Raw genomic sequence first — 26911 nt, 5'->3', positions numbered from 1 at the left:
AGAGGCGGGACGTACGGATGGCGAAGCACTGGGCCGATTTCCAGTACGAGATCTATCTGAACGGAATGACGGGCGCCGTACCGCGGCTGCCCACCGATCTGACACGGCTGGAGGAACTCACCGAACAGCGGCTCGGCCCCGGTCCGGTCGGCTACGTGGCGGGAAGCGCGGGCGACGGCAGCACGGCGCGCGCCAACCGCGAGGCACTCGGCCGGCGCCGGATCGTGCCACGCATGCTGCGGGACGTCCATGAACGCGACCTGTCCGTCGAGGTGTTGGGGCGCCCGCTGCCGGCGCCGCTCGCGCTCGCACCGATCGGCGTGCTGTCGATCATGCATCCGGACGCGGAGTGCGCCGCGGCACGGGCCGCCGCCGCGCAGGGTGTCCCGTACATCCTGTCCTCCGCCTCCAGCACCCCCATGGAGCAGGTCGCCGACGCCATGGGCGACGGCGAGCGCTGGTTCCAGCTGTACTGGGCGAAGGACCGCGAGGTCACCCGCAGCTTCCTGGACCGGGCGAAGGCGGCCGGGTTCACCGCGCTGTTCGTCACGCTCGACACACCGCTGCTGGCCTGGCGTCCACGCGACCTCGACCAGGCGTACCTGCCTTTCCTGCACGGCGTGGGCACCGCCAACTACTTCTCGGATCCGGCGTTCCAGGCGGGTCTGGCCAAGCCGGTGCACGAGGACCCGAACGCGGCCGTGATGCATTTCGTGAACATGTTCGCGGACCCCGGCAAGACCTGGCCCGATCTGGCCTTCCTGCGCGAGAACTGGGACGGGCCGATCGTCCTCAAGGGCATCCTGCACCCGGACGACGCCCGCCACGCGGCCGAGGCCGGCATGGACGGTGTGGTGGTCTCCAACCACGGCGGCCGGCAGGTGGCCGGGTCCGTCGCGGCCGCCGACGCGCTGCCCCGGGTGGCGGCCGCGGTGGGCGAGAGGCTCACCGTGCTCTTCGACAGCGGCATCCGCACCGGCGACGACGTCTTCAAGGCGCTCGCCCTCGGCGCGCGGGCGGTGCTCGTCGGACGTCCGTACGCCTATGGTCTCGGCCTCGACGGCCAGGCGGGCGTCGAACACGTCGTCCGCTGTCTGCTCGCCGAGTTCGATCTCACCCTCGCTCTGTCCGGGCACGCCCGCCCGGCCTCCATCGGCCCCCACGACCTCATCGAGGAAACCGCATGACCGTCACCAAGAACGTACTCGCCGTCGTCTCCCCGCATGTGGGCGGCCGTACGGCGGGAGCGGCGCTCGCCACGCTCTTTCCGGGTGAGGCCCGCGTCACCGTCGTGGAGGCCACCGACGAGGACCCCGTCGCGCTGCGCGAGGCCCATGTCGTGGTCACCGGCCTCGGCCCGGTGACGGCCGAACACATCGCCGCCGCACCGGACCTGGAACTGATCCAGTGCGCCAGTCACGGCTTCGACTACGTCGATCTGGACGCGGCTCGCGGGCGGGGCGTGCCCGTGTGCAACATCGGTTCCAGCGGCGCCGAGAAGCAGAACGTGGCCGAGCAGACCTTCGCCCTCATGCTCGCCCTGGCCAAGCAACTGGTGCCCGCCCACACCGCGTTGACCGAGGCGGACTGGGCTCTGCCGCGGCTCCAGCAGTCGATCACCGAACTGTCCGGCAAGACGCTCGGCATCGTGGGACTCGGCCACATCGGCGAGGAGGTCGCCCGGCGCGCGGTCGCCTTCGACATGAGTGTCGTGTACGCCGGGCCGACACGCGCGTCCGCCGCGACCGAGGAACGGCTCGGCGCCCGCCATGTCGAACTGGAGGAACTGCTGCGCGTATCGGACTACGTCACGCTGCACGCGCCGCTCACCGGGGCGACCCGGCATCTGCTGAACGCCGAGCGGCTCGCGCTGCTCAAGCCGACCGCGTTCGTCGTCAACACCTCGCGGGGCGCCCTGATCGACCAGGACGCCCTCGCGGACGCGCTGCACGCGGGCACCCTCGCCGGAGCGGGCCTCGACGTCTTCGACCCCGAACCGCCCACCCCGGCCCTGAGGTTGCTCAAGGCGCCGAACGTCGTGCTCTCCCCGCACGTCGCCGGTGTCACCCGCGAGACGCTCGTACGGATCGCGCTGGCCGCGGTCCAGAACGCAGCGGAGTTCGTCGCGGGCAAGCCGCCCCGGGACGTCGTGTCATAGCCGTCGTGTCATGGCCGCACACTCGTCGGCGACCCGCCCGGAGAGGCGGGTGGATGGTCGCGGAGCGGGTGGGTGGTGGCGGGGCCGCCTGGGTATTGAGGGAAGCCCCGCCTAGCGGCCCTCGGCCCGCCAGCGCTGTATGTCGGAGTAGTCGCGGACCTTGACCACGATGTCCGCACCGGCGTCCGTGGACGCGGGTGCGACGGCCAGTCCGTCACGTCCCCGGGACAGCACTTCGCCCTCCGCGGTGAAGTCGTAGCGCATGTTGTCCCGCTGCTTCGCGTCCTCGCCGGCGCAGCGGCCGAGGAGGAGGACACCGTCGTCGGCTCGCGCGTCGAGGCAGAGCGCGGGAGCGGCGGCGCTGCGCAGCAGTCCGTCACGCTCGTACGTCCATTGCTGTGTCCCGGCGGACGAGCACACGTCCAGCGTGGCCTCGGCTCCCTCCACGGCCCTGGAGTCCCGGACGTCGAGGCACAGGTCGGCGTCCACGTTGCGCAGCCGGGTCGGCTCCCCCTTGGCAGGGGCTCCGATCGCGGCGGACGGCGTCGACGTCACCGGCGGGACCTGTGAGCCCTGGGTGGGTGACAGTGTCCGGCTGCTGCTCGCGCCGATGGCGGCGGCGGGGTCGGTGCCGCCCTCCTCGTTCGGCCACAGGCTGACCGCGAGGACGGTCGCCAGCAGGGCTGCCGAGAGACCGGCCCCGGTGACGAGCGCCTGCTGGGATCCCTCCGCCGGCTTGCCGGACCGGCGTCCCGTCGACGAGAACAAGGGCTGCGGACGGCGGCGTCGGCCCGCCTCGGCGCGTCCGCGGTCCGCGCGGCTCGTACCGCTTTCGGAGGGACCGCCCGTGCCGGTCCGCGCACGGCCGGTGGAGTCCTCGGCGTCGTCCGAGCGCACATCGCCCCCAGAGCCTCCGCCCGTACCGGGCCACGCACTGCCCGCCGGACTCGCACCGCCCTCGAAGTCTCCCTCGTCCCCGAAGCGTTCACCCCCGACGGGCCTCATGCTGCCCGCCGGACTCGCACCACCCTCGAAGTCCTGCTCACCTCCGAAGCGTTCACTCGCGACGGGCCTCGCACTGCCCATCGGGCTGGCACCGCCCTCGAAGTTCTCCTCACCTCCGAAGCGTTCGCCCGCGACGGGCTTCACACTGCCCACCGGGCTCGCACCACCTTCGAAGTCCTGCTCACCCCCGAAGCGTTCGCCCGCGTCAGGCCCACTGCCTGCCAGGCCCGCACCGCCCTCGAAGTTCTCCTCGGCCCCGAAGCGTTCGCCCGCGACCGGCCGCGTGAGGCCGGTGGGGGTCTCGGCGTCGTCCGGGCGTGTCTCGTCCGCGGAGGGACCATCCTTCGCGGCCTGCTCGCGGCTCGTCCGTCGTCCGTCGCCCAGGAGACGCGCGACCTTTCCGGGGCGCTCACCGCCTCGCTGCCGCCTGCCGCCGAACGGGGAGACGCTCAGGGACCGCAGCGCCTGCCGCCCGCGGGCCCGGCGGGAGTCGAAATAGCGGCGGGCTCCCCAGCCGAGCACGGACTCGGCGATCAGGACCCCCAGCCCGCCCTCGAAGTGGCCGAGTTGTGCCGCCGCGTGCCGGCAGTAGGAGCACTCCGACAGATGCTGCTGGACATCCGGCAGCAAGGCTCCGCCGCGCCGGATCGGCACGTCGAGGAGCCGGTTGTGGAAACCGCATTCCCTGGTCGGGGCGAATTCCAGATGGGCCCGCAGGCAGGCCTGGCGGAATTGCTCGCGGGCCTGTTCCCAGGCCGCGGCCGCGCTCTCGGCGTCCAGGCCCAAAAGCCCGGCCGGCACGGACAGCGACTCGGCCTCGACCTCGGTGTGCCACAACAGGCATCGGGCGGCGCCCGGAAGACCGAGGAAAGCGTACTCCGCGAGCTTGCGGTTTTCGGCCGTCATGGACGTCGCCGCGCGCATACCGCGGCCCCCCGCGGGTTTGCGCAGGGCAGGCAGGGCCTCGCATATCCGGTCGTCCGCCGCCCAGTTCCGGACCGTGTCCCGAACGGTCACGAGAAGCCGGAGCCGCAGCGCGAAAGCCTGCTCGCCCTCGCCGAGGCCGTCGAGGACATGGTGGAAGGAAGCCTCGGTGACCATGGAGGCGACCTGCGAGGAGGTGGCGAGGCAGATCACCGCGTAGTCGTACGCCGGCCGCCAGTGCCGGGCTGTCAGCAGGGCGACGGAACGGGTGATGTCGGCCTCCGCCCCGCCTCTCAGCAGAGCGGCGAGCTGCTCATCGGGTTCGCCGAAATATCCGCCGGGCGGACGGGCGGGCGGCGGCGGGTGGGGGGTGCGCACGGGAGCGGGTTCCTTCCGAGGTGCAAGGTGGCACAAAGGACGTGCTTGCCCGTCGAAAAGGAGTCCCGATTGGTGTGGACCTTTTGACGGAGCGCCGGAAAACGGCCGGGGGACGAAGGCCGTGCGGCGACCGTCGTTCAGGGAGCCTCTTGAGCTCGTCGACAGCCGGGAATGGCGAACAGCGATTCAGACCCGGCCCTTGACCAAGCGCGGGAGGCTCACCCTCGCACAACTCACTCGTCACCAACAAGGCGGACGGGTGAGATCAGGCTTATTGAAAGAATGTCAAAAAGCGATCGGCGACTCGGCGGGTCCGTACCGGCTTTCGGTATTCCACACGCCCCGTGTGAACCGCGCGCACACTCCGGGTTCCCTCGCACGCTCCCGGCGCACCGGACTCCGTAGTCCACTGGGACCGGCCCTTCTCGAAGGCCCCGCGCGGGACGGCGGCTCTCCCACGCGAAACCGGCCGCCGACCCCGTTCCTCCCGCCCTCGGTCGGCGGCCCCGGGAAGGCACACTGCCGAGCCCTTGGATCACGGCCGCCGCGGGTCCGGCCGGCACGGTCCGTGCGAATGGCTGTCCGGGCCCTGCCCGTTCGACGGTGCGCGAGACGCCCAGCCACTAGTCTGGAACCCGGACGACGCGCTTGATCACCGCGAGTGTGCGTACAAGGGAAAGTGGCGACGATGAGCCCGGTCCACCCTCTCGACGAGGCCACCACCGCACGGGCGGTCATCGACGGGAACGGCACCCTGATCCACTGGAACGAGGGCGCCCGCCGGCTCCTTGGCCACACACCCGAGGAGGTCGAGGGCCGCCCGGCGGCGGACCTCCTGGCCTCCGGGAGCACGGTTCCCCTGCCGGGCACCGGCCGCGACCGCCGCGAGGGCGTGCTCTTCCTGCGCCACCGCGACGGCCGGATCCTGCCCGTGTGGCTGCTCGCCCACCCCCAGGAGCGGAGCGGCGAGTGGCTCGTGCTCACCCCGCTGGAGGGGCGGGAGCCCCGCACCCCGGACGACCCGCTGTCCCGCGCCGTCCTGGCCCAGGCGCCGTGCCCCCTGGCCGTCTACGACGAGCGGCTGCGGCTGTACGGCCTCAACGACGCGATGTCCGAGGTGGTCGGCCTGCCCGAGGAGCGCATCCGGGGCCTGCGGGCCTCCGAGATCGGCTCCCGGGGAACCGGTGACCAACTGGAGCGGGAGATGGCCGAGGTGCTCGCCTCCGGCCGGGGGCGTGACGTGGAGACGTACGCGCGCGCCGGCGGCGAGGAGCGGGCGCGCCACTGGCTCGCGCGGATCGCACCGCTCACCGACACCCACGGGCGCGTGATCGGCGTGTGTGTGGCCGCGCACGACTTGACCGAGCAGCACCGGGCCCGCGAGCGGCTCCAGCTGGTCAACGAGGCGAGCGTGCGTGTCGGCACCACCCTCGACGTCACCCGCACGGCCCAGGAACTGGCCGACGTCTGCGTCCCCGCGCTCGCCGACTTCGTCAGCGTCGATCTGCTGGACCCGCCGGAGAACGGGGACGAGTACCGCGTCGGACCGCCGGCCGCCCCGGTCACGCTCCGCCGCGCGGCCCACCGGTCGGTGAACGCGGGCAGTCCGGAGGCCGTCGTCGAACCCGGCGAGGTCGACGTCTATCCCGCGTCCTCGCCGCAGGCCGACTCGCTGATCGTCGGCCGTCCCCTCGTCGCGCCGAACGCGGCCGGCACGCTGGAGGAGTGGCTGAGCTGGGACGGACCGCGCGGAGAGCACGTCCGGGAGTACGGCGTCCACGCCACCATGTCGGTGCCCGTCCGGGCGCGCGGCCGGACCCTGGGGGTGGTCGTCCTCAGCCGGTTCCGGCGGCCCGACCCCTTCACCGCCGACGACGTGCTGCTGGCCGAGGAGGTCACGGCCAGAGCCGCCGTCTGTATCGACAACGCCCGCCGGTTCTCCCGCGAGCGGCAGACCGCGCTGGCCCTCCAGCGCAGCCTCCTCCCCCAGTCCCTGCCCCGGACCGCGGCCCTGGAGGCGGCGTCGCGCTATCTGCCCGCGGCGCGTGCCGGGGTCGGTGGTGACTGGTTCGACGTGATCCCGCTGTCGGGGATGCGGGTCGCCATGGTCGTCGGTGACGTCATCGGCAACGGCATCCAGGCCTCGGCGACGATGGGACGGCTGCGCACCGCCGTCCGCACCCTCGCCGACATCGACCTGGCCCCGGACGAGCTGCTCACGCACCTCGACGACCTCGTCGTACGGCTGTCCGCCGAGGCCGGGGCCGAGGGAATCACCGGAGAGGTGGGCGCCACCTGCGTCTACGCGGTGTACGACCCGGTCTCCCGGCGCTGCACGCTGGCCAGCGCGGGCCATCCGGCGCCCGTCGTCCGGCCGCCGGACGGGCCGCCCCGGCAGATCGACGTGCCGCCCGGCCCGGCGCTGGGTCTGGGGGGGCTGCCCTTCGAGTCGGTCGAACTCGAACTGCCCGAGGGCACGGTGCTCGCGCTGTACACCGACGGTCTGCTGGAGAGCCGCGACCGGGACGTCGAAGCCGGCCTCCGGATGTTCTGCCACGCGCTGGAGGAGTCGTCGCGGAATCTGGAGGGGGCGGCCCACGCGATCCTCCAGGCGCTCCTTCCCGCGGGCGGCGCGCCGGACGACGTGGCCCTGCTGCTCGCCCGTACCCAGGGCCTGTCCGCGTCCGACGTGGCGACCTGGGACATCCCCGCCGACCCCGCCCTCGTCGCGCCGATCCGCAAGCAGGTCGCCGATCAGCTGGAGATCTGGGGTCTGACCGTGGCCACGTTCACGGCCGAGCTGGTGGTGAGCGAACTGGTCACCAACGCCATCCGCTACGGCGACCCGCCCATCCGGCTGCGGCTCATCCACGACACCGAGACGCTGATCTGCGAGGTCTCCGACAGCAGTCACACCGCGCCCCATCTGCGCCGGGCGAAGACCTTCGACGAGGGCGGACGCGGGCTGCTTCTCGTCGCCCAGCTCACCCAGCGCTGGGGCAGCCGGCACACGCCGGAGGGCAAGACGATCTGGGCGGAGCTGTCCCTCCTCGGCGAGGAGTGACGGCCGCTCAGGGGCGGGTCGGACGGCGCCCGGCGACGCGACGCGAGGCCGTTCACAGGTCCGCGGGGCCGTGTCTGATGTGATGGAGGGTGCCGCCATCACCGTCCGGAGGACACCATCCTGAACAGCCCGCTCGTCCAAGGCATCCCCGGCGCGCCCGGCACCCGGCTCGCCGAGGCGTTCTCCGCCGGTCCCGGCCACCCGCTCACCGCGGCGGTCTCCGCCGCTCCGGGCACCCGGCTCGCCCAGGCGTTCGGCGGCGCTCCCGGCTCAGCTGTCCCCGTGCCGCACTCCGACGGCGCCGGTACCGCTCTCGCCGCGCCACTGGCCGCGGCCCTCGGCAGTCCGCTCGCCGAGACGCTGTCCGTGGTGCTGCTCGCGGCCGTCCTCGTCTGCGCGGTGGTACGGCCGTTCAACTGGCCGGAGGCGGTCGTGGCCGTGCCCGCCGCCGGGCTGGTCCTGGCCACGGGGGCGATCTCCTGGGACCACGCCCGCGCGGAGGCGGCCCATCTGGGTCCCGTGATCGGCTTCCTCGCGGCGGTACTCGTCCTCGCCAAGTTCTGCGACGACGACGGGCTGTTCCAGGCGTGCGGCGCCTGGATGGCCCGCTGGGCCGCGGGGCAGCCGGGCCGGCTGCTGACCGCGGTGTTCGTGCTCGCCTCGGCGATCACGGCGGTACTCAGCCTGGACGCCACCATCGTGCTGCTCACCCCCGTCGTGTTCGCGACGGCGGCGCGGATGGGCGCGCGCCCCAAGCCGCATGTGTACGCGTGCACCCATCTGTCGAACACCGCCTCGCTGCTCCTGCCGGTCTCGAACCTCACCAACCTGCTCGCGTTCACCGCCAGCGGCCTGAGCTTCACCCGGTTCGCCGCGCTGATGGTGCTGCCCTGGCTGGTGGCCATCGGCGCCGAGTACGTGGTCTTCCGGCGCTTCTTCGCCCGTGACCTCGCGGCGGGCGCGTTCCCCCGGCAGGCGGAGGAGGCACCGGACCTGCCGCTGTTCGCGCTGGTCACCGTGGGCTGCACCCTGGCCGGATTCGTCCTCGCCTCGGCCGTCGGCATCGACCCGGCCTGGTCCGCCGCGGCGGGGGCGCTCGTACTGGCGACCCGGGCTCTCGTCCGGCGCCGCACCACCCCGCTCACCGTGGTGCGCTCCGCCGCGCCCTCGTTCCTCGCCTTCGTCCTCGCGCTCGGCATCGTCGTCCGCGCGGTGGTCGACAACGGTCTGGCCGGCGCCCTCGACCACCTCCTCCCCGACGGCGGCTCACTGTCGGCGCTGCTCGGCATCGCCGCGATCGCCGCCGTACTGGCCAACCTGATCAACAACCTGCCCGCGGTCCTCGTACTGCTGCCGCTGGCGGCCGGCTCGGGCGCGGGCGCGGTCCTGGCCGTCCTGCTCGGCGTCAACATCGGCCCCAATCTGACGTACGCGGGTTCCCTCGCGACGCTGCTGTGGCGTCGCATCGTGCATCAGCACGAACACGGCGTCGACCTCAAGGAGTTCACCCGGCTGGGCCTGATCGCCGTCCCGGCGGCCCTGGTCCCCGCCGTACTGGCGCTGTGGGTCTCGCTCCACGTCATCGGAGGCTGATGGGCATGCGGGTGGTCGTCTGGCTGGTCGAGGGAACATGGCCCGCGTGCGTGGACGCCGTGGGGACGCACGCTCCCGGTGCGACGGACGTGGTGCTGCTGCATGTCGCGGACCCCGCCGTGCCCGGGCTCGCACACGGCGCGTTCGCGGGACTCCTCGGACGCGGACGCTCCGAGCCCGATCCGGGCGACCTCCTGGAGACCCTCGGCACGGTCTCCGCGGCCGAGCTCCTGGACGCGGCGGCCGAGCGGCTGGGGAGCCCGGCGACACGCCTGGAGCGCACCGGACGGGTGGAGCGGGAGGTGGTCGCCGCGGCCGAGGGCGCCGGACTGCTCGTGCTGGCCCGTGACGGCGACCGCAGCCGGCTCGGCCCGCACAGTCTGGGCCCCGCCGGGCGTTTCGTCGTCGACCACGCCCCCTGTCCGGTGCTGCTCGTGTGGCCCGAACCGGCACCGGACGTCACGACGCTGCCGCCCCCTCCCCCGCATCCGCCGCACCCGCCGCTTCCCCCGCACCACCCGCATCCCTGACGACACGCGTCGGGCGGGCACCCGGTGGCGCCCGCTGCGGCCCGGGAGCACCTTTGGGCGAGGCCGGCACTTGACGGAGTCGGGCATGCACGATTTGATCCTCTGCGTGCCGTGGTGCGACCCGGCACGCAGAGGTGCGCCCAGCCGGTAACGGACCAGGTTCAAGTCCGGCCAAAGTCGCCAGGATCGCTCGAAGCGTCCGAGGCGGGGACGTACTCGCGATTTGATGGAGCGGACATGCCCCCCGTCAAACGTGTTCTCCGCACCGTAGTTCTGGGCGCGGTCACAGCCCTTGCCACTTCCCTGACGCTCGCGGCCTGCGATCCCGGCAAGGACACAAGCGCCTCACCGAAACCGTCGCCCAGCCCTCACCGTACGGCGACCGCCGTCGAACTCCCCCCGCTGCACGCGGGGTTCGACTACCAGATCGGCGGCGCCTACCCCCCGGCCGCCGACGTCCGCGTCGTCAGCCGCGACCGCTCCTCCTCTCCGGCCCGCGGTCTCTACAACATCTGCTACGTCAACGCCTTCCAGGCCCAGCCCGAGGAACGCGGACAGTGGCCCGCCGACCTGCTGCTGCGGGACGCGGACGGCAAGGTGGTCGTCGACAAGGACTGGAACGAGGCGCTGCTGGACATCCGGACACCGGACAAGCGCCGGCGGGTGGCCGCGCGGGTCGACCGGTGGATCGACGACTGTGCGAAGAAGGGGTTCGACGCGGTCGAGCCGGACAACTACGACAGTTACACCCGCTCGCACGAACTGCTGACCGCGGACGACGCCACCGCGTTCATCACCCTGCTCTCCCGGCACGCGCACGCCAGGCATCTGGCGATCGGCCAGAAGAACACCGTCGAACTGGCGGGACTGAGGTCGCGCACCGGCCTCGACTTCGCGGTGGCGGAGGAGTGCGGCGAGTACGACGAGTGCGGCGAGTACGCGAAGGCCTTCCACGACCGGGTGGTGGTCATCGAGTACACCGACAGCGGTCTGCGCAAGGCCCGTTCGGCCTTCGGCGACCGGCTGAGCATCGTGCGCCGGGACGTGATGGTCTCGACACCCGGCAACGCGGACTACGTCCGCAGGACACGCTGACGGGGGCCGTGATGACACACCTGATACCGCGGCGCCGGCTGCTTCTGGGCACGGCGGCCGCCGGGGCCCTCGCCGCCTGCGGCGGCCCCTCGGACGGCGTCGGCTCCGACGGCACGGTGACCGTCGAGCTGTGGCACGGCCAGAGCGACACGGCCCGCAAGGCGCTGGAAGCGCTGGTGAGCGAGTTCAACCGCACCCATCCGCGTATCCGCGTGGACAGTTCGGGCGGTGGAGTGGTGGCCGACGCGATGCTCCAGAAGGTGACGGCCGCGCTCGCCGCCGGCTCGTACCCCGACATCGCCTACATCTTCGGCTCGGACCTGGCGAGCGTCGCGCGCAGCCCCCGGGTCGTCGACCTGACGTCCGCGCTGCGCGGCGGCACCCCGCCGTGGATGTCCTTCTGGACGCCGGTACGGGACGCGGTCACGGTCAACGGCGAGGTGCGCGCCGCCCCGGCGGTCCTCGACTCGCTGGCCGTCGTCTACAACAAGAAGCTGTTCCGCGAGGCCGGGGTCCCCTATCCGAAGGCGGGTTGGAGCTGGGACGAGTTCGTGGACACCGCGCGACGGCTCACCGACTCCGGGCGCGGGGTGTTCGGCACCGGCTGGCCCGGCACGGGCGACGAGGACACCGTCTGGCGGCTGTGGCCGATGATCTGGGACCTCGGCGGTGAGGTGGTGGCCGCCGACGGCAAGGGCATCGGTTTCGCCGAGCAGGGCACGAAGGCCCTGGGGACCCTGGCCCGGCTGGCCCGGGACAAGAGCGTGTACGTCGACCCGAAGCCCGGCGGCGAGCAGATGTACCAGGTCTTCCTGGGCGGCCGGATGGCGATGGTGGCCACCGGGCCCTGGGAGCTGCCGGACATCATCACCGCGAAGGTCGACTACGACGTCGTCCCGCTGCCGACGTACAGCGGCAGACCGATCACCATCTCCGGACCGGACACCTGGACCGTCTTCGACAACGGTTCCGCCCGTGCACGGGCCGCCGTCGCGTTCGTCCAGTGGATGATCCAGCCGGCCCAGGACGCCCGTTGGGGCATCTCGGCCGGCAGCCTGCCGCTCAGCTCGGCCACCGCCCGGCGGCCCGAGTGGCGCGAACACTCGGCGCGGACGACAGGGCTCGACGTGTTCACCGGCGCGCTGGACACCGCCCGGGTCCGGCCCGTGCACGCGGCCTACCCGCAGATCTCCCAGGCACTCGGCGAGGCGGTCGTCTCGGTCCTGCTCGGCAAGGACTCCCCCGCCCACGCCATCCGCCGGTGCGCCGACACGGCGGACGCGGCCCTGCTCATCCCCCGGTGACCTCGGCTCGTTCCCCGGTGACCTCGACTTCAGACGTTCCCAGCTGACTTCCAGCTGAAGGAGGCCGTCATGTCCACCCTTCCCCGCGCCATAACCGTCGTACCGGGCCCCGCGGTTACCCCGGCGGCCGCGCGGCGCGCGGCCCGTCGCCGCGGCCGGCGCGAGAGCGCCACCGCCTGGGCCTTCATCAGCCCGGCGGTCGTCGTGATCCTCGGTCTGAGCATCGTGCCCGTCGTCTGGTCGCTGCTGCTCTCCTTCCGGGCCGACGACCTCGTCACCCCGGGCCGCTGGGTCGGCCTCGACAACTACCGCGCACTGTCCCAGGACCCCAACTTCTCGACGGCCGTGAGCAACACGCTGCTGTACACGGCCCTGTACGTGCCGCTCAGCCTGGTCGGCGGGCTGGTGCTGGCCCTGGCGCTGAATCGCCGTATCCGGTTCATCGGCCTCTACCGCACACTCGTCTTCGTCCCGTTCGTGGTCTCGGCGACCGCGCAGGGCGTGCTGTTCTCGTTCATCCTCGATCCGGAGTTCGGCGTCGCCAACTCCCTGCTGCACAAGGTGGGGCTCTCCCCGCAGGGGTTCCTGACCGACCCGGACCAGGCGATCTACCTGCTGGTGCTGATCTCGCTGTGGAGCGGGGTCGGCTTCTGTGTCGTCGTCTATCTGGCCGCGCTCCAGGACGTCCCGCCCGAACTCGTGGAGGCCGCCCGGATCGACGGGGCGGGCCGCGGGCGGGTGCTGCGCCACATCATCCTGCCGACCCTCACCCCGGTCACCGTGTTCCTCCTGCTGTGGCAGCTGATCACGGCGCTCCAGGTCTTCGACCTGATCTATGTGACGACCAAGGGCGGGCCGCTCGGCTCGACGGGCGTGGTCGTCTACTTCGTCTGGCAGCAGGCCTTCCAGACCTTCACCGCGGGCTACGGGGCCGCGGCGGCGTACGTCCTCGCGGTCGCGCTGCTGGTCGCGGGCGGGGCGCTGCGTCTCGTACAGCGGCGGCAGGAACGTATCGAAGGAGCGGTCCGATGAGTTCACCCGTGACCTCGCGCAGGCCGAGCGGCTGGCATCTGCTGCTGGCGCCGCTGGCCCTGTGCTTCGCGCTGCCGCTGGTGTGGCTGGCGCTCAGCTCGGTGATGTCCGACACGGAGATCAACCGGTTCCCGCCCGCGCTGTGGCCCGGGGGGATCGACCTGGGCGGCTACCGATACGTGCTCGGGAACGCGATGTTCCCGCGCTGGTTCGCCAACTCACTGATCGTCGCGTTCGCGGCCGTCCTGTCGAATCTGCTGCTCGGGGCGCTCGGCGGCTACGCCTTCGCGCGGATGCGGTTCGCCGGATCGCGGGTGCTGCTCGGGCTGATGCTGGCGACGATGGTGATCCCCTTCCAGCTCACGATGATCCCGACCTTCCTGGTGATGAAGGAGCTGGGGCTCATCGACACGCTCGGCGCCCTGATCGTGCCCTCGCTCGTCACCCCGTTCGCGGTCTTCCTGTTCCGGCAGTTCTTCCTCGCGCTGCCCAGGGAGATGGAGGAGGCGGCCTGGATCGACGGGTGTTCACGGCTGCGGGTGCTGTTCTCGATCGTGCTGCCGCTCGCCCGGCCCGCGCTGGCCACGGTCGCGGTGCTGACGTTCCTGAGCACCTGGAACGACCTGTCCTGGCCGCTCATCGCGATCAACCACGACACGCAGTACACGTTGCAGCTCGGTCTGACGACGTTCCAGGGACAGCACCACACACGCTGGTCGGCGGTGATGGCGGGCAATGTGATCACCGTGCTGCCCGTGCTGATCGCGTTCCTGCTCGCGCAGAAGACCTTTGTCCAGTCGCTCACCTCGAGCGGCCTGAAGGGTTAGGACAGGATGAAATCCTTCGATCTCCTGGTCGTCGGCGACGCCAATCCGGACGTCGTCGTCGGCCCGCTGCGCGGCCCGCTGGAGTTCGGGCAGCGCGAACAGCTCGTCGAGCACGCCGGGTTGGTGCTCGGCGGCTCCGCGGCGATCATGGCGTGCGGGGCCGCGCGGCTCGGGCTGCGGGTCGCCTTCGCGGGCCGGGTGGGTGACGATCCCGCGGGTGCCTTCGTGCGCGAGACCCTCGCCGGGCGCGGTGTGGACGTGGGCTTCCTGGCCACCGACCCGGTCCGGCCCACTCCGCTCACGACGGTCCTGACGGCCGGGGACGGGGACAGGGCCATCCTCACGGCGCAGGGCTGTCTCACGGCGACCGGTCCCGAGGACGTGCCCCGGGACCTGATCCGGGCCTCCCGGCATGTGCACGCGGCCTCGTTCTTCCTGATGCCCCGTCTGGCGCGTTCCCTGGCCGCGGTGTTCGTCCTGGCACGGCAGGCAGGCGCGACGACCTCGCTCGACACCAATGACGACCCGGCCGGGCGCTGGGACCGCGAACTCCTGGACCCGGTCCTGAAGTTCACCGATTTCCTGCTGCCCAACGCGGCCGAGGCGTCGGCGCTGTCCGGGGAGGCCGAACCGGCCGCGGCCGCCGCCGTCCTGGCCTGCCGGGGGCCGACGGTCGTGGTCAAGGACGGCGCGAACGGCGCCCTCGTCCACGACGGGACACGGCCGGCGCGCGTGCCGGCCGTGACCGTAGACCCCGTGGACACGGTGGGCGCGGGCGACAGCTTCGACGCCGGGTTCGTCGCCGCGACCCTGCGCGGCCTGGACCTGCGCTCCGCGCTCGCGGTGGCCGCCGCCTGCGGGTCGCTCTCGACCCGCGCACACGGCGGTACGGCGGCGCAGCCCACCTGGGACGAGGCCCTCGCCGCGGCCGGTGCCGGCCTCCAGGGCGTCCCGCCGGGCGCTAACGCCCCGGACAGCGCCGAGGACCCGGCCATGTCACGAACCCCCAGCACCCGCGAGACCAGGAGCCGTTCATGAACGACGTCAACGCCCCGAAGATCGCCTTCATCGGAGCCGGGAGCGTGGTGTTCACCCAGGGGCTGCTGGCCGACCTGTTCACGTTCCCCGAACTCGCGCACGCACGGATCGCGTTGCACGACATCGACCCGGAACGGCTCGGCACGGCCGAGGGCGCCGCCCGGTACATCGCCGGCGTACGCGGCGCCAAACCCACGATCACCGCGCATCTCGACCGGCGGGCGGCCCTGGATGACGCCGACTTCGTCATCAACATCGTCCAGGTCGGCATGGACGCCGCGACCCGCACCGACTTCACGGTCCCCGCCCGCCACGGACTGCGCCAGACCATCGGCGACACCCTCGGAATCGGTGGCATCTTCCGCGCCCTGCGCACCTTCCCGGTACTCCGCGCGCTCGCCTCCGACATGACCGAACTCTGCCCGGACGCCCTGCTGTTGAACTACACCAATCCCATGGCGATGAACGTCCTCTATCTGAGCCGCATCGCCCCGAAGCTGCGCGTGACCGGCCTGTGTCACTCGGTCCACTGGACCATGCACGATCTCGCCCAGCTCGTCGGCGTCCCCTTCGAGGAGGTCAACTATCTGGCGGCCGGGGTCAACCACCAGGCGTGGGTACTGCGTTTCGAGCGCGCGGGCCAGGATCTCCACCCCCTTCTGGACGCGGCCATCGCCAAGGACCCGGGGCTGCTGCGCCGGGTCCGCGTGGACATGTACCGCCGTCTCGGCCACTACCCCACCGAGACGAGCGAGCACTCCTCGGAGTACGTGCCGTGGTATCTCCACCACGACAGCGAGATCGAGCGGCTCAGGCTGCCGGTGGGCGCCTATCTGGAGATCATCGAGGAGAACGCCGCGAGCTACCGGCGCACCCGTGACGCCCTCGCCTCCGGGGTGCCCCTCCCCGTCGAGGGCACCCTGGAGTACGCCCCGCAGATCATCCACAGCACGCTGACCGGCACCCCCCGCACGGTCTACGGCAATGTGCCCAACCGGGGCCTGATCGACAACCTCCCGGCGGACTGTGTCGTCGAAGTCCCCTGTCTGACCGACGCGTCGGGCGTGCAGCCGACCCGGGTCGGCGCGCTGCCCCCTCAGTGCGCCGCGCTGAACAGCGCCTACGCCTCGGTCACCGACCTGGTGGTCCGCGCGGCCACCGATCACGAGCCGCGCCATATCCGCCACGCCGCGATGGCCGACCCCGCGACGGCCGCCGCCCTGCCCGTCGAGCGCATCTGGGACCTGTGCGACGACCTCGTACGAGCGCATGGGGAACTGCTCCAGCCCGAGCTGAGGACGCTGCTCGGGCATTGAGGCGGACCACGAGGGGCGGCACGGTCCCCGGGGAGGAGGGGCCTGAGTCCAGGGGCCGGCGGTCCCGGGACGGTGCCGTTCTCCGGCGCGGGCAGCGGTGTGCACCGCCCGCGCCGGCCCCTCCTCGCCCCCGGGCCCTGCCCCGGACCAGGCTCCCGCAGGAATGTCCGTTCATCGTCACCCTCAACGGGTGAGGCCGGAGGCGGCCGGCTGTCGCAGGCTCGGTGGTGAGTGGCTGCGGTCGCAGCCAGTGCAACGGAGGTCTCGCCATGGCAACCACCCAGCATCACACTCACTCCAGGGCCGCCATGACGGCGGCCGGCGGCCTGACGATCTTCGCTTCGGTGATGCTGTTCGTCTCCGGCGTCCTGGACGTCCTGCGGGGCGTCATGGCGATCGCCCAGGACGACGTGTTCGTCACCAGCCCGAACTACGTCTTCAAGTTCGACCTGACGAGCTGGGGCTGGATCCATCTGGCGCTCGGGGCGGTCGCCGTGGTCGTGAGCCTCGGCCTGTTCACGGCGGCCACCTGGGCACGCGTGACCGGCGTGGGGATCGCGGCGCTGCTGATCATCGCCAACTTCCTCTCCATCCCGTACTACCCCGTCTGGTCGCTGACCCTGATAGCGCTGTACGGATTCGTCATCTGGGCACTCTGTGTGGCGGGGCCGGACACGGACGCCGACTAGGACCACCTGTCCGGCCGAGGGGTGACGACGCCGGAGCCGGCCCGCACCGGCCGGCTCCCGACGCGAGGGGTCCACGTCTCACAGGAGGTGCAGGTCGCGGGCCCTTCGTACGGCCTCGCCCCGGCGGGTGGCCGCGAGCTTGCGGTAGACGCTCTTGAGATGGGTCTTGACCGTGTTGACCGACAGATGCAGGTCGGCGGCGATCTCGTCCCTCGACATCGTCTGCGCCAGCCGCTCCAGCACCTCCTGTTCGCGCTCGCTGAGCGGTTCGACCACGGGCTCGGTCAACGGTTCCCGGCCCGGCGACGGGGCCTGCCCCATGCCCCGGACCGCGGCCATCCCGGGGAGCCACTCATGGCCCTGGGCCAGCACGGGCCGGTGCCGCACGAAGTTCCGCAGCCAGGGGCCCGCCTCCAGGAACGGCCGTCTCAGATGCTCCGGCCTGGCCGTCCGCAGCGCCCGCGCCACCAGCCGCCCGGCGGTCGAGTCGTCGCCCAGCGCGTCCGCGGTCCGCGCCCGCGCGAGCAGTACCCGGACGGCGACGCCCGGACCCTCGTCCGGCTCGGCGCAGAGCGCCTCGAGCAGGGTGCGCGCCGCCTCCCGGTCACCGGTCGCCAGCCGGACGAGGGCGGCGGCCGCCGTGGCCTCGGGCCCCCTGGCCCCCTCCTCCGCGAGCACCTCCACCGCGGCCAGCGGTTCGCCCAGGGCCAGGTACGCGGTGGACATGGCCAGCGCGGCCCGGTCGCCGACCCACGGCGAGGGCTCGACCCCGTGCGGCGGGCGCTTCAGCTCCTCGAGGACACGCAACGCCTCCTTCGGATGTCCCTTGGCGAGCAGCAGGTTCGAGCGCAGCAGCGCCAGGACCGCGGTCGCCACGGGATCGTGCGAGGCCGTGCCGGAGGCGGTCGCCTGGTCCAGATGGGTCTGCGCCGCCGCCAGATCGTCGCGGTCGACGGCGACCGCCGCGAGGACGAGCTGGGCGACACCCGTCCGGGCGGCGGGCGGCAGCCCGGAGCGCTCCGCCTCGGCGACCGCCGCCCGCGCGTGCGACTCCGCGCGGCTCGGCCTGCCGCCCAGGAAGTCGATCAGGGCGAGCCGGCTGAGGGACTCGTGCCGGGGGTACGCGGTGGACGGTCCGTCGTCGACCCGCGCGGCGGCGGACAGCGAGGTGCGGGCGGCGTCCAGCCGTCCCGCCCACAGCTGCGCCGATCCCAGGCCGGTGAGCATCAGGGCCGGCAGCTCCGGGTGCCGTTCCAGCCGTTCGGCCGGAAGGGCCGGCTCCGCCGCCGTCATGTCCTCGGCCGCCGCCTGCGCCCGGTCGGCCGAGCCGGTCAGCCGGGCCGCGAACACCCGCAGCAGCGCGTGGCTCAGCCGCAGGGCCGCCGTGTCCGCCCCCTCGCCGCCCAGGTTCTCTCCGGCCCGGCGCAGATACTCCATGCCCCGGTCGACGTCGTGGCGTACGAGCTCGCGGGCGGCGCGCACCAGACACGCGGCCGGGCCCGCCGCGTCCGGGGGCATGGCCGCGAAGAGTTTGTCCAGGCGCTCGGCGTCGAGTCCGGTCAGCAGCTCGCCGATGGCCAGCTCGTCGACGAAGCGGTCCGCGGCGAGCTCCCATTCGCCCGCCCCCGCCGCGTGCGGCAGCGCCTCCGCCAGCAGTCCCGCTCCGCTGAGCCAGCGGGCGGCGCGCCGGTGCAGCTCCGGCTCGACACCCGGAAGCCTGACCCGCAGGTGGACCCGCAGGATCTCCGCGAACAAGGGGTGCAGCCGGTACCACGAGTGGCCGATGGCCTCGACGAAGGCGTTGGCGTGCTGGAGTCCGGCCAGGATGGGATCCGCGTCGTCCCGGCCCGTCAGGGCGTTGGCCAGGTCAGGGTGGATCTGATCGAGGATGCTCGAGCGCAGGAGCAGATCCTGTGTCTCCCGCGACTGCGCTTCGAGGACCTCGGCCAGCAGGAAGTCCGCGAGCGTGCTCTGGCCCGCCTCGAAGTTCTTGATGAAGGTGTCCGGATCGTCGACGTGCTGTGCGGCGAGGATGCACAGGCGCAGTCCGGCCGCCCAGCCTCCGGTCCACTCCGTCAGCGATCGCGCGCCCTCGTCCGACAACCGGATGTCGTGACGGCTCAGCAGAGCGGCCGTCTCGCCCGGGACGAACGCGAGGTCGGCGCCCCTGACCTCGGCGACCGCTCCGGCGGCCCGATAGCGGTGCAGGGGCAGTTGCGGCTCCGTACGGCTGACGACGACCAGGCGCAGACCGCCACCCGCGTGGCGCAGGACGAACTGGAGCTCGTCGGCGACCTCGGCCGAGGCTCCCACCCGGTCGAACTCGTCGAGCACGAGGATCACGGGTTCGGCGCGCTCGCTGAGCCAGGCGGCCAGGCGGGTCAGCAGGGAGTGGTCCACGTCGCCGGGGCTCGACGGGCTGCCGATGTCGTCCGGAACGTCCGCTCCGTGCCTGCGCAGGGATTCCAGGACGTACGTCCAGAAGATGCCGGGGCCCGTGTCCTCGTGTTCCACGGTCAGCCAGGCCACGTCGTCCGGGCGGTCCCGCGTGGAGATCCAGTGGGCGACCAGGAGGGTCTTCCCCGCGCCGGCGGGCCCGTTGACCAGGGTGAGGGGACCCTGGACACCCTCGGCGAGCCGTCCCACCAGCCGGGGCCTGCGGACGAAGGTCTCCGTCAGGTCGGGGACGGTGAACCGGACGGCGAGCAGGGGGTCACCGCCTGGGGTCAGCAGCCCTGCCATGGGGTCCTGCCTCCGCGGTCTCTCGGCAGCGGCGACGCGTCCGATCCGATGTGGTCCGGGTCCACAGCTCCCTCCCCGGTGTAACCCCCGCACCCTGATCGTCACCCGCTGTCCGGAATGTCGCAAGGCAGGCCCCGGTCGCCCGCCGCGGGTGAGGCGCGGGGAACCCGCTTCCGGTGCCATGGGAGCGCGTTCCCCGATTCGCCGGATGGCGCGGAAGCCGGGCTCCGGGTGCCATGGACGTGCCGGGGCAGCGCGGCCGGGCCGGACACCGCCGGCCCGCGCGGCGGCCTCGCGGGCCGAATCGACGAGGTGGTCACCGATGAGACAGTGGCACGCTCTGGCCGTGCTCGGGACGGCCCAGTTCCTGATGGTCCTGGACACCTCCGTCATGAACGTGTCCATCAGCCAGCTGGTGGAGGACTTCGACACCGAGGTGACGGCCATCCAGGCCGTCATCACGCTCTACGCGCTGGTCATGGCGGCGTTCATGGCCACCGGCGGGCGGCTCGGCGACATCCTCGGGCGCCGGCGGCTGTTCCTCGTCGGACTCGTCGTCTACGGCGTGGGGTCGGCCCTGACCGCGGTGGCGCCCACCCTGTGGATGCTCGCGCTCGGCTGGTCGGTCATCGAGGGGCTCGGGGCCGCCCTGGTGCTGCCGGCCATGGCGGCTCTCGTGGCGGAGTCCTACACCGGACGGGACCGGGCGGTCGCCTACGGCGTCATCGGCGGGCTCGCCGGTGCGGGCATCGCGGTCGGACCGCTGCTGGGCGGCTGGGTGACGACGTACCTCACCTGGCGGCTGGTCTTCGCGGGCGAGGTCGTGGTCGTGATCGTGATGCTCTGTCTGCGCCGGGCGATCCCCGAATCCCCCCGGTTGGAGCATCGCCCCCGGCTCGACGGCGTGGGCGCCTTCCTGTCGGCGTCCGGACTGGGCCTGGGGGTGCTGGGTGTCCTCCAGAGCGGCACCTGGGGATGGGTGCAGCCGCAGAACCCTCCCTTCACGGTCTTCGGCTTCGCTCCGACCCTGTTCGTCGTCGCCGCCGGGGTGCTCGTCCTTACGGCCTTCGCGGCATGGGAGCGCCGCAGAGAGGCGCAAGGCACCGACCCGCTGATCCATCTGTCGCTGCTGCACCGACTGCCCCTGCGCTCCGGTCTGCTGACGCTGGTGAGCCAGAACCTCATCCTGCTGGGGCTGTTCTTCGCCATCCCGCTGTATCTCCAGGTGGTGCAGGGATTCGACGCGTTCCAGACGGGACTGCGGCTGCTCCCGGTGTCCGTGACCATGCTGGCGGCCTCCGTGCTGGCCTCCCGGCTGGGGCGGGTGATGGGGCCGCGCCGTGTCGTCAGACTGGCCCTGCTGGCACTCCTCGGAGCCATCACCTGGCTGCTGGCCACCATCCAACCGGTCATCGACGACGCCCAGTTCGCCGGGGCCATGGCCCTGCTGGGCGTCGGCATGGGCCTGCTCGCCTCGCAGCTGGGCAACGTGGTGCAGTCCAGCGCCGGAGAGGAGGAGCGCAGTGAGGTCGGCGGGCTCCAGTTCACCGCGCAGAATCTGGGTTCCGCGCTCGGTACGGCGCTGATCGGTTCGATCCTCGTCGGCGCGCTGGCCCATGCCTTCACCAACCAGGTGGCGAACCACCCGGACGTGTCGCAGGAGGCACGGCATCAGACCAGTGTCGCGCTCGAGGCGGGCATCAGCTTCGTCCCCACCGACCAGGTGCGTTCGGCGGCCGAACAGGCCGGGCTGCCGCCGGCGGAGGTCGACGCCGTCACGGACTCCTACGCGACGGCGCAGCTGAACGGTCTGAAGGCGGCGATCCTCGCGGCGGGCGGCATCACGCTCGCGAGCTTCCTGGTCACGACGCATCTGCCGACGGGACCGACGGGCCGCGGGAAGGAAACCGACGCGGGCGCCCGGACCGTGCCCCTCGAAGAGGCGTGACCGCGGGAGGCCCGGCCCGAGGTTCACCTTCTGCGGGTGAGGGCGGGCGGGGCGCGCGGGCGGATGATCGTGGGGAAGGGTGCCGTCCGCCCGCCCCGGGCCGCCCTCCGGGGAGCCCCGCATGCAGTACGAGATCCGCGTCGAGGGACATCTGTCGGAGACGCTTTCCGAGGCGTTCCCGGAGATGGACCACGTGCTGATCTCGGGCCAGACCATCCTGTTCGGCCCGGTCGTCGACGAGGCACATCTGTACGGGCTGCTGGCCCGGTGCCGCTCGCTCGGCCTGCGTGTCGTGGAGATGCGCCAACTGCCCGGGTGACGGCGCGGATCCAGGTCAGGGCGAGGATCACCCGCCGGGGGTGAGCCGCCCGAGCCCGGCGCACGGGACCGTTGATGCCGGGAATCCACCCACCGTCCCGTCGGCGGCCCGGAACCGGTCCGCTCGACCGCGTGAGGAGGAACCATGACGGAATCGCATGGTTCGGCACCGCACACCGGACCGGGATCCGGGCCCGGCGGCCCGGCTTCCGCGCCCCCGGGCGACCCCGTGGTGCTGCTGGACCGAGTCGGCGCCTCCTGGACCTGGCTCCTCGGCTCGGCCGTCGCGACGCTGATCCCCGGCATCCTGGTCCTGGTCTGGCCGGAGGAGACCCTGCACGTCCTCGCGGTCCTCCTCGGGCTCTATCTGCTGGTCATCGGCGTGTTCCGGTTCGTGTCCGTCTTCGGCCACCGGGAGCAGGGGAACCGGTTCGCCACGCTGCTGATCTCCGTGCTCTACGTACTGGCCGGCGTCCTGTGCCTGCGCCACCCGATCCAGACCATCGCCGCGCTCTCCCTGATCCTCGGCGTCGTCTGGCTCGTGTCCGGCCTGCTGACCGCGTACACCGCCCTCTCCGCCAGGGACCTGCCGCACCGCGGCTTCGTCCTGTGCGGGGCGGCGATCGGCATCATCGCGGGCATCGTCGTACTGGCCCTGCCGACCGAGTCGGCCCGTGCCCTGACCCGGCTTCTCGGTCTGTGGATGGTGCTGATCGGCCTGGTCGAACTCGCCGTGGCCTTCGCCTGGCGGGCCGCCCTGCGCCGGGCGGTCGCCGTCGGGCCGCGCGACCCGGCCTCCCCCTACTGAGACGAGGCCGGAGCGGAGGAGGCCGAGCCCTTCGGCCTGCGCACACCGCCGCCCACGACTCCTCGAGTTGTACGGAGGGCCGGGCATACTCGTGACTCCCCTGCCGGGCGCCGGCCGGATCATCCGGCCGGCGCCTCGACGCGTACCCGAATCCGCGGGCCGCCCGATGAGCAGGCACCCACGGAGCGGACGTAACAAAGGGCATGCCGACATTCCTGGCCAGCAGGCACGACGAGCGCGTGCCGGTGAACGGCGCGGTGGCACCGCACTCGCTCCTCGGGCGGCTGGGGCGGCACAGGCGTGCCGTGTTCGCCGTGGCCGTGGCCCTGTTGCTGGTCCAGATGGCCGTCGCCATGGTCAGTACGGCCGTGGAGCAGACCCCGACGATCGACGAACCCGTGTACGTGGGCACCGCGACGGTGTACGTCCAGCAGCACGACCTGCGCTACAACCCCGAGCATCCGCCGCTGGGCAAGCTGATCATCGGGGCCGGTCTGCTGTTCGCGCACCCGCACCTCGACTCCGCGTTCAAGGGCGACCAGACGGAGCTCGGACGGCGCGTGCTGTACGAGTCGGGCAACGATCCCTGGCGGGTGATGTTCTGGGCACGACTGCCGGTGATCGTCCTGACGTTGCTGTCCGGTCTGGTCGTCCTCGCGTTCGCCCGCGAACTGGCGGGCCGTACGGGCGCGTTGGTGGCTCTCGCGCTCTACGCGTTCTCCCCCGACGTCATCGCGCACGGATCGCTGGCCACGCTCGACCTCCCGGCGTCGGGTTTCCTGCTGACGTCGGTGTGGCTGGTGTGGCGGGCCAGGCGACGGCCCTTCCTGTACCTGCCGCTGTCGGCGACGGCGCTCGGCGCGGCGGTGGCCACGAAGATGAGCATGCTGCCCGCCGTTCCGTTGGTCCTGCTCCTCGCGGTCGGGTCCGTGTGGCACGCGGGCCGCTCCGGCCATGACGCGGCTCCGGGCGGCACGCGGGCGAAGGCCCGGCTGCTCGGACTCGGCGCCGCGGCCGCCGTCGGGATGGCCGTGGTGGCCGTCGCCGTGGTGTGGGCGACGTATCTCGCCGTCGATCCCCGGCTGCGCTGGACGGCACCCGCGGATCTCCCCGCCGTGCACGGGCTGCGCGCGCTGGCGATCGACCATTTGCCGGTGCCGCGGCCCTACCGGGACGGCATGCGGGTCCAGTTCGGCTTCGAGAACGCGACCTGGCAGGGCTTCCTCTTCGGCCGGCTCTACCGGGGTTCGCTCTGGTACTACCTGCCGGCCGCGCTGCTGGTGAAGACCCCGCTCGGCATGACGGCCCTGTGGACCACCGGTTCCCTCGCCCTCCTGACCGTACGCCGACTGCGCCCCGCGGCCCCGTACCTCCTGATCCCCCCGGCCCTGCTCCTCGCCTCCGCGATGACCGGCTCCCGCGATCTCGGCGTGCGCTACGCCCTGTTCATGCCGGTGTTCCTGGCGGTCGCCGCGGGCTGCACGGTCGTGCTCGCGCGGGGGCGTCGGCCGGAGGTGACGGGGAGGTCCCGGCCGGGCTGGGCGGGGACGGTGCGGCGCCTCCGGCCGGGCTGCGCGGGGACGGGGCATCGCCCCTGGTCGCGGGGGGCGGGGACGGTACGGCGTCCCTGGCCGGGGTGGGCGGGGACGGCAGGGCGCCCCTGGTCGCAGTGGGCCGAGCCCGTGACCGCGGTGCTGGTCCTGTTCGTCGCCGTCAGTTCGCTGCTGACGTACCCCTACTACCTTCCCTACTCGAACGAGGCGTTCGGCGGCTCGGAGAAGACCTATCTGCGCCTGCACGACTCGAACGTCGACTGGGGCCAGGACCTCGGCCGCCTCGCCGACCGCCTGAAGCACCACTACCCGCACGAGAAGGTGTGGCTGGTCTACAAGGGCGCCGGAGTACCGTCCGCCTACGGCATCGACGCGCCCGACCCCCGAACGGTGCCCGCGGGGCGGGTGCACGGTCTGCTCGCCGTCTCCGACACCGCGATCGACAAGGCCGACGCCCGTCTGAAGACGCTGCTGTCGACGAGCAGGCGGGTCGACGAGGTCGGCCACTCGATCACCGTGTTCCGCAGGCCCTGAGCCGGGCCGGCGGCGCGCCTGTCCCTCATGACGTCGTTCCCCGCCCGGCGCGAACCCCCGGGCGGGCAGGACCACCGCCCCCGGCCCTGAACCTTCGGCCCCTGAACCCTCGGCCCAATACTTCCGGCCATGATCTATCCGCGTGGCCGGTTCTGGTGCATGGTGTCCGTGTGGGCTCCGGATCTCCCGGGTGAAGGCCCCCGCTCGGGTCCACCGCGCTCCGGCGAGCGTGGCCCGCCGCACCTCCCGGCTCCCCACGGGAGGCTCGCGGCACGTCGTCCGCCGGTGCCCCGGCCGGGACGCCCGCCGAGGAGTGCTCACACCCCCAGCGGTCGCCGGACGGTGCCAACTCCCCTCGTTCGACTCATTGGTAGCCTGCGTCCTCATGACGCGCGCCCGGATCCTGCCGATACTGCTGCTGCTCTGCGGCTCAGCCGCCGCGACCCAGCTCGTCCTCGAAGGGAGCCCCGGTGCGGCCGTCGCGATCCTGCTGGTGTTCGTACCGCTCGCGGGCGTGAACTCGCCCCTCGTCTTCCCGAGATCGATCAGCGCGCTGGAGGCACACGACCGCAGCGCCGTCGACGGCCGGCCGGTCGTCTTCTGGAGGCCGGGCTGCACGTACTGCCTGCGCCTGCGCATCAGGCTGGGCCGCAGGGCGCGTCAGGCGCACTGGGTCGACATCTGGCGGGACCCGGAGGGAGCCGCAGCGGTCAGAACGGCCAACGCCGGCAACGAGACAGTACCGACGGTCGTCATAGCAGGCCAACCACACACCAACCCCGACCCGACATGGCTCCGCGAACAGCTCTCCCGGTCCAACTGACCAAGTCGCGACAGGACCCTGCCGACTGTCACTCCCCGGGCCCCAGCAGATCCAGCACTCGTTCCCAGTGGAAATCCCCTCGCCCGTCGGCCCGTTGGTCCTCTCCGGTGTGCGGGCTGCCGAAGCGGACGCCCATTTCGCGGAGGCGTTCGACACTGGCGCGGTAGGCGGGGTGGGCCGCCAACGCCTCGTTCACGCAGGGCAGTACGGCGATCGGGACGCCGAGTCCGTAGGCCTCGCACAGTGTTCCGAGGGCGAGCGTGTCGGATATGCCGGCCGCCCACTTGTTGACGGTGTTGAAGGTGGCCGGCGCGACGGCCACCGCGTCCGGTGCCGGGAAGGGGCGCGGGTCGCCGGGCGCACGCCAGGCCGAGCGGACCGGGCGGCCCGTCCGCGCCTCTACCTCGGCCGCGTCGATGAAGCCGAGGCCCTGGGGTGTGGCGATGACACCGACCTCCCAGCCCCGCTCCCGTGCCGCGTTGATCAACGCGCCGACGCCCGCGGCGACGCCCGCCGCGCAGACGACGACGTAGAGGAAGGGTTTCTCGACGGGTTCGCTCACGCGTGAACCCTAGTGAAGATCCAACCCTGCCGGAGGCAGGCATGTGCTCCCTCCTCCGGCCGGGGAAACTCACTGAAGCGGGAAGGTCCGGCCGTGTCCCGGCTCCGGGCGTGGGCCGAGAATCCGGCGCTCTGTCTCCTCGATCGGCACGTCGTTGATGGATGCCTCGCGCCGGGCCATGAGACCGTGCTCGTCGAACTCCCACAGCTCGTTGCCGTACGAACGCCACCACCGGCCGTCGGCGTCCAGTGACTCGTACTGGAAACGGACCGCGATGCGGTTGCCCTCGAAGGCCCAAAGGTCCTTGCGCAGCGCGTACTCGCGCTCCCGGGCCCACTTGCCGGTGAGGAACTCCACGATCCCCGCGCGCCCCGTGACGAAGGTGTCCCGGTTGCGCCACACCGAGTCCTCGGAGTAGGCCAGGGAGACCTTGTGCGGGTCGCGGGTGTTCCAGGCGTCCTCGGCGGCCTGGACCTTCTGGAGCGCGGTCGCGCGGGTGAAGGGAGGCAGGGGCGGACGGTCGGCCATGGGGACTCCTCGACGCACGAACGCGAGCACGGGTACGAGCGAGAACATTGACATCCTCTCGGGCTTAAGGGCCCGGGATTCCAGTCTGCTCCCACTGCGGTGACGCGGTGGGCAGCTCCTGGCGGGTTCCTGTTTCGTTGCG

At 72.3% G+C, this 26911-nt stretch carries 21 protein-coding genes; 17 read left to right on the top strand and 4 right to left on the bottom strand.

Features of this window, described 5'->3' with window-relative positions:
- The first annotated feature begins 17 nt into the window (after nt 1-17).
- The gene (locus ABZV42_RS35285; RefSeq protein ID WP_356055548.1) at nt 18-1187 is read left to right on the top strand and encodes a lactate 2-monooxygenase; all 1170 of its coding nucleotides are present in this window, start codon (nt 18-20) and stop codon (nt 1185-1187) included.
- A complete protein-coding gene (locus ABZV42_RS35280; protein WP_356055546.1) occupies nt 1184-2158 on the top strand; it encodes a 2-hydroxyacid dehydrogenase in 975 nt (324 codons plus the stop codon). Before ABZV42_RS35285 ends, ABZV42_RS35280 begins: the two co-directional genes overlap by 4 nt.
- A gap of 111 nt (nt 2159-2269) precedes the next feature.
- Here the strand turns inward: ABZV42_RS35280 and ABZV42_RS35275 are convergent, their stop codons facing one another.
- Entirely contained in the window at nt 2270-4465 is a 2196-nt protein-coding gene (locus ABZV42_RS35275; RefSeq protein ID WP_355987645.1) for an RICIN domain-containing protein, read from the bottom strand.
- Nucleotides 4466-5153: 688 nt separating this feature from the next.
- Here ABZV42_RS35275 and ABZV42_RS35270 point away from each other — a divergent pair.
- The 10 genes from ABZV42_RS35270 to ABZV42_RS35225 all read left to right on the top strand — a co-directional run bounded on the left by ABZV42_RS35270 (nt 5154) and on the right by ABZV42_RS35225 (nt 16953).
- A complete protein-coding gene (locus ABZV42_RS35270) occupies nt 5154-7529 on the top strand; it encodes a SpoIIE family protein phosphatase (protein WP_356055544.1) in 2376 nt (791 codons plus the stop codon).
- Nucleotides 7530-7811: 282 nt separating this feature from the next.
- On the top strand, nt 7812-9122 hold the full coding sequence (locus tag ABZV42_RS35265) for an arsenic transporter (RefSeq protein WP_356055542.1): 1311 nt from the start codon (nt 7812-7814) through the stop codon (nt 9120-9122).
- Nucleotides 9123-9127: 5 nt separating this feature from the next.
- A complete protein-coding gene (locus ABZV42_RS35260) occupies nt 9128-9652 on the top strand; it encodes a universal stress protein (RefSeq protein WP_355987638.1) in 525 nt (174 codons plus the stop codon).
- A 237-nt stretch (nt 9653-9889) separates the two neighbouring features.
- On the top strand, nt 9890-10747 hold the full coding sequence (locus ABZV42_RS35255) for an endo alpha-1,4 polygalactosaminidase (protein WP_356055540.1): 858 nt from the start codon (nt 9890-9892) through the stop codon (nt 10745-10747).
- Between the two features lie 11 nt (nt 10748-10758).
- Nucleotides 10759-12051 (top strand): extracellular solute-binding protein, encoded by a 1293-nt coding sequence (locus ABZV42_RS35250; protein WP_356055538.1) that lies wholly within the window; start codon nt 10759-10761, stop codon nt 12049-12051.
- 69 nt (nt 12052-12120) lie between these two features.
- Nucleotides 12121-13083 carry a sugar ABC transporter permease gene (locus tag ABZV42_RS35245; protein ID WP_355987633.1) on the top strand — a complete coding sequence of 321 codons (963 nt, stop codon included), beginning with the start codon at nt 12121-12123 and terminating at the stop codon, nt 13081-13083.
- On the top strand, nt 13080-13910 hold the full coding sequence (locus tag ABZV42_RS35240; protein ID WP_355987631.1) for a carbohydrate ABC transporter permease: 831 nt from the start codon (nt 13080-13082) through the stop codon (nt 13908-13910). The genes ABZV42_RS35245 and ABZV42_RS35240 overlap by 4 nt, the downstream gene beginning before the upstream one ends.
- A gap of 6 nt (nt 13911-13916) precedes the next feature.
- Nucleotides 13917-14948, top strand: a complete 1032-nt coding sequence (locus ABZV42_RS35235) for a carbohydrate kinase family protein (protein ID WP_356055536.1) — start codon at nt 13917-13919, stop codon at nt 14946-14948.
- Nucleotides 14945-16264 carry an alpha-glucosidase/alpha-galactosidase gene (locus ABZV42_RS35230; protein WP_356055534.1) on the top strand — a complete coding sequence of 440 codons (1320 nt, stop codon included), beginning with the start codon at nt 14945-14947 and terminating at the stop codon, nt 16262-16264. Before ABZV42_RS35235 ends, ABZV42_RS35230 begins: the two co-directional genes overlap by 4 nt.
- 269 nt (nt 16265-16533) lie before the next feature.
- Entirely contained in the window at nt 16534-16953 is a 420-nt protein-coding gene (locus tag ABZV42_RS35225; protein WP_355987625.1) for a hypothetical protein, read from the top strand.
- Nucleotides 16954-17031: 78 nt separating this feature from the next.
- Here the strand turns inward: ABZV42_RS35225 and ABZV42_RS35220 are convergent, their stop codons facing one another.
- Nucleotides 17032-19695, bottom strand: coding sequence for a LuxR C-terminal-related transcriptional regulator (locus tag ABZV42_RS35220; protein ID WP_356055532.1), 2664 nt, complete (start codon nt 19693-19695; stop codon nt 17032-17034).
- A gap of 322 nt (nt 19696-20017) precedes the next feature.
- Here ABZV42_RS35220 and ABZV42_RS35215 point away from each other — a divergent pair, with 322 nt between their 5' ends.
- From ABZV42_RS35215 to ABZV42_RS35195, 5 genes are all read left to right on the top strand, one after another.
- Nucleotides 20018-21643 carry an MFS transporter gene (locus tag ABZV42_RS35215; protein WP_355987621.1) on the top strand — a complete coding sequence of 542 codons (1626 nt, stop codon included), beginning with the start codon at nt 20018-20020 and terminating at the stop codon, nt 21641-21643.
- 121 nt (nt 21644-21764) lie between these two features.
- Nucleotides 21765-21962: a hypothetical protein gene (locus tag ABZV42_RS35210; protein ID WP_151467062.1), complete on the top strand. Its 198-nt coding sequence runs from the start codon at nt 21765-21767 to the stop codon at nt 21960-21962.
- A gap of 144 nt (nt 21963-22106) precedes the next feature.
- Nucleotides 22107-22769, top strand: a complete 663-nt coding sequence (locus ABZV42_RS35205; protein ID WP_355987618.1) for a DUF308 domain-containing protein — start codon at nt 22107-22109, stop codon at nt 22767-22769.
- A 203-nt stretch (nt 22770-22972) separates the two neighbouring features.
- Complete coding sequence (locus ABZV42_RS35200) at nt 22973-24856, top strand: phospholipid carrier-dependent glycosyltransferase (protein ID WP_356055530.1); 1884 nt, start codon at nt 22973-22975, stop codon at nt 24854-24856.
- A 385-nt stretch (nt 24857-25241) separates the two neighbouring features.
- Nucleotides 25242-25679 (top strand): glutaredoxin domain-containing protein, encoded by a 438-nt coding sequence (locus ABZV42_RS35195; RefSeq protein WP_356055527.1) that lies wholly within the window; start codon nt 25242-25244, stop codon nt 25677-25679.
- A 28-nt stretch (nt 25680-25707) separates the two neighbouring features.
- Here the strand turns inward: ABZV42_RS35195 and ABZV42_RS35190 are convergent, their stop codons facing one another.
- Nucleotides 25708-26241 (bottom strand): flavoprotein, encoded by a 534-nt coding sequence (locus ABZV42_RS35190; protein WP_355987610.1) that lies wholly within the window; start codon nt 26239-26241, stop codon nt 25708-25710.
- A 69-nt stretch (nt 26242-26310) separates the two neighbouring features.
- Nucleotides 26311-26769, bottom strand: coding sequence for a nuclear transport factor 2 family protein (locus ABZV42_RS35185; protein ID WP_355987608.1), 459 nt, complete (start codon nt 26767-26769; stop codon nt 26311-26313).
- Between the last annotated feature and the right edge of the window lie 142 nt (nt 26770-26911).

Origin of the sequence: Streptomyces sp. NPDC005281 (assembly GCF_040607495.1) — a bacterium.
GTDB lineage: Bacteria > Actinomycetota > Actinomycetes > Streptomycetales > Streptomycetaceae > Streptomyces.
Note: the sequence above shows the minus strand (reverse complement) of the source record. Positions and strands in the feature narration are given on the sequence as shown.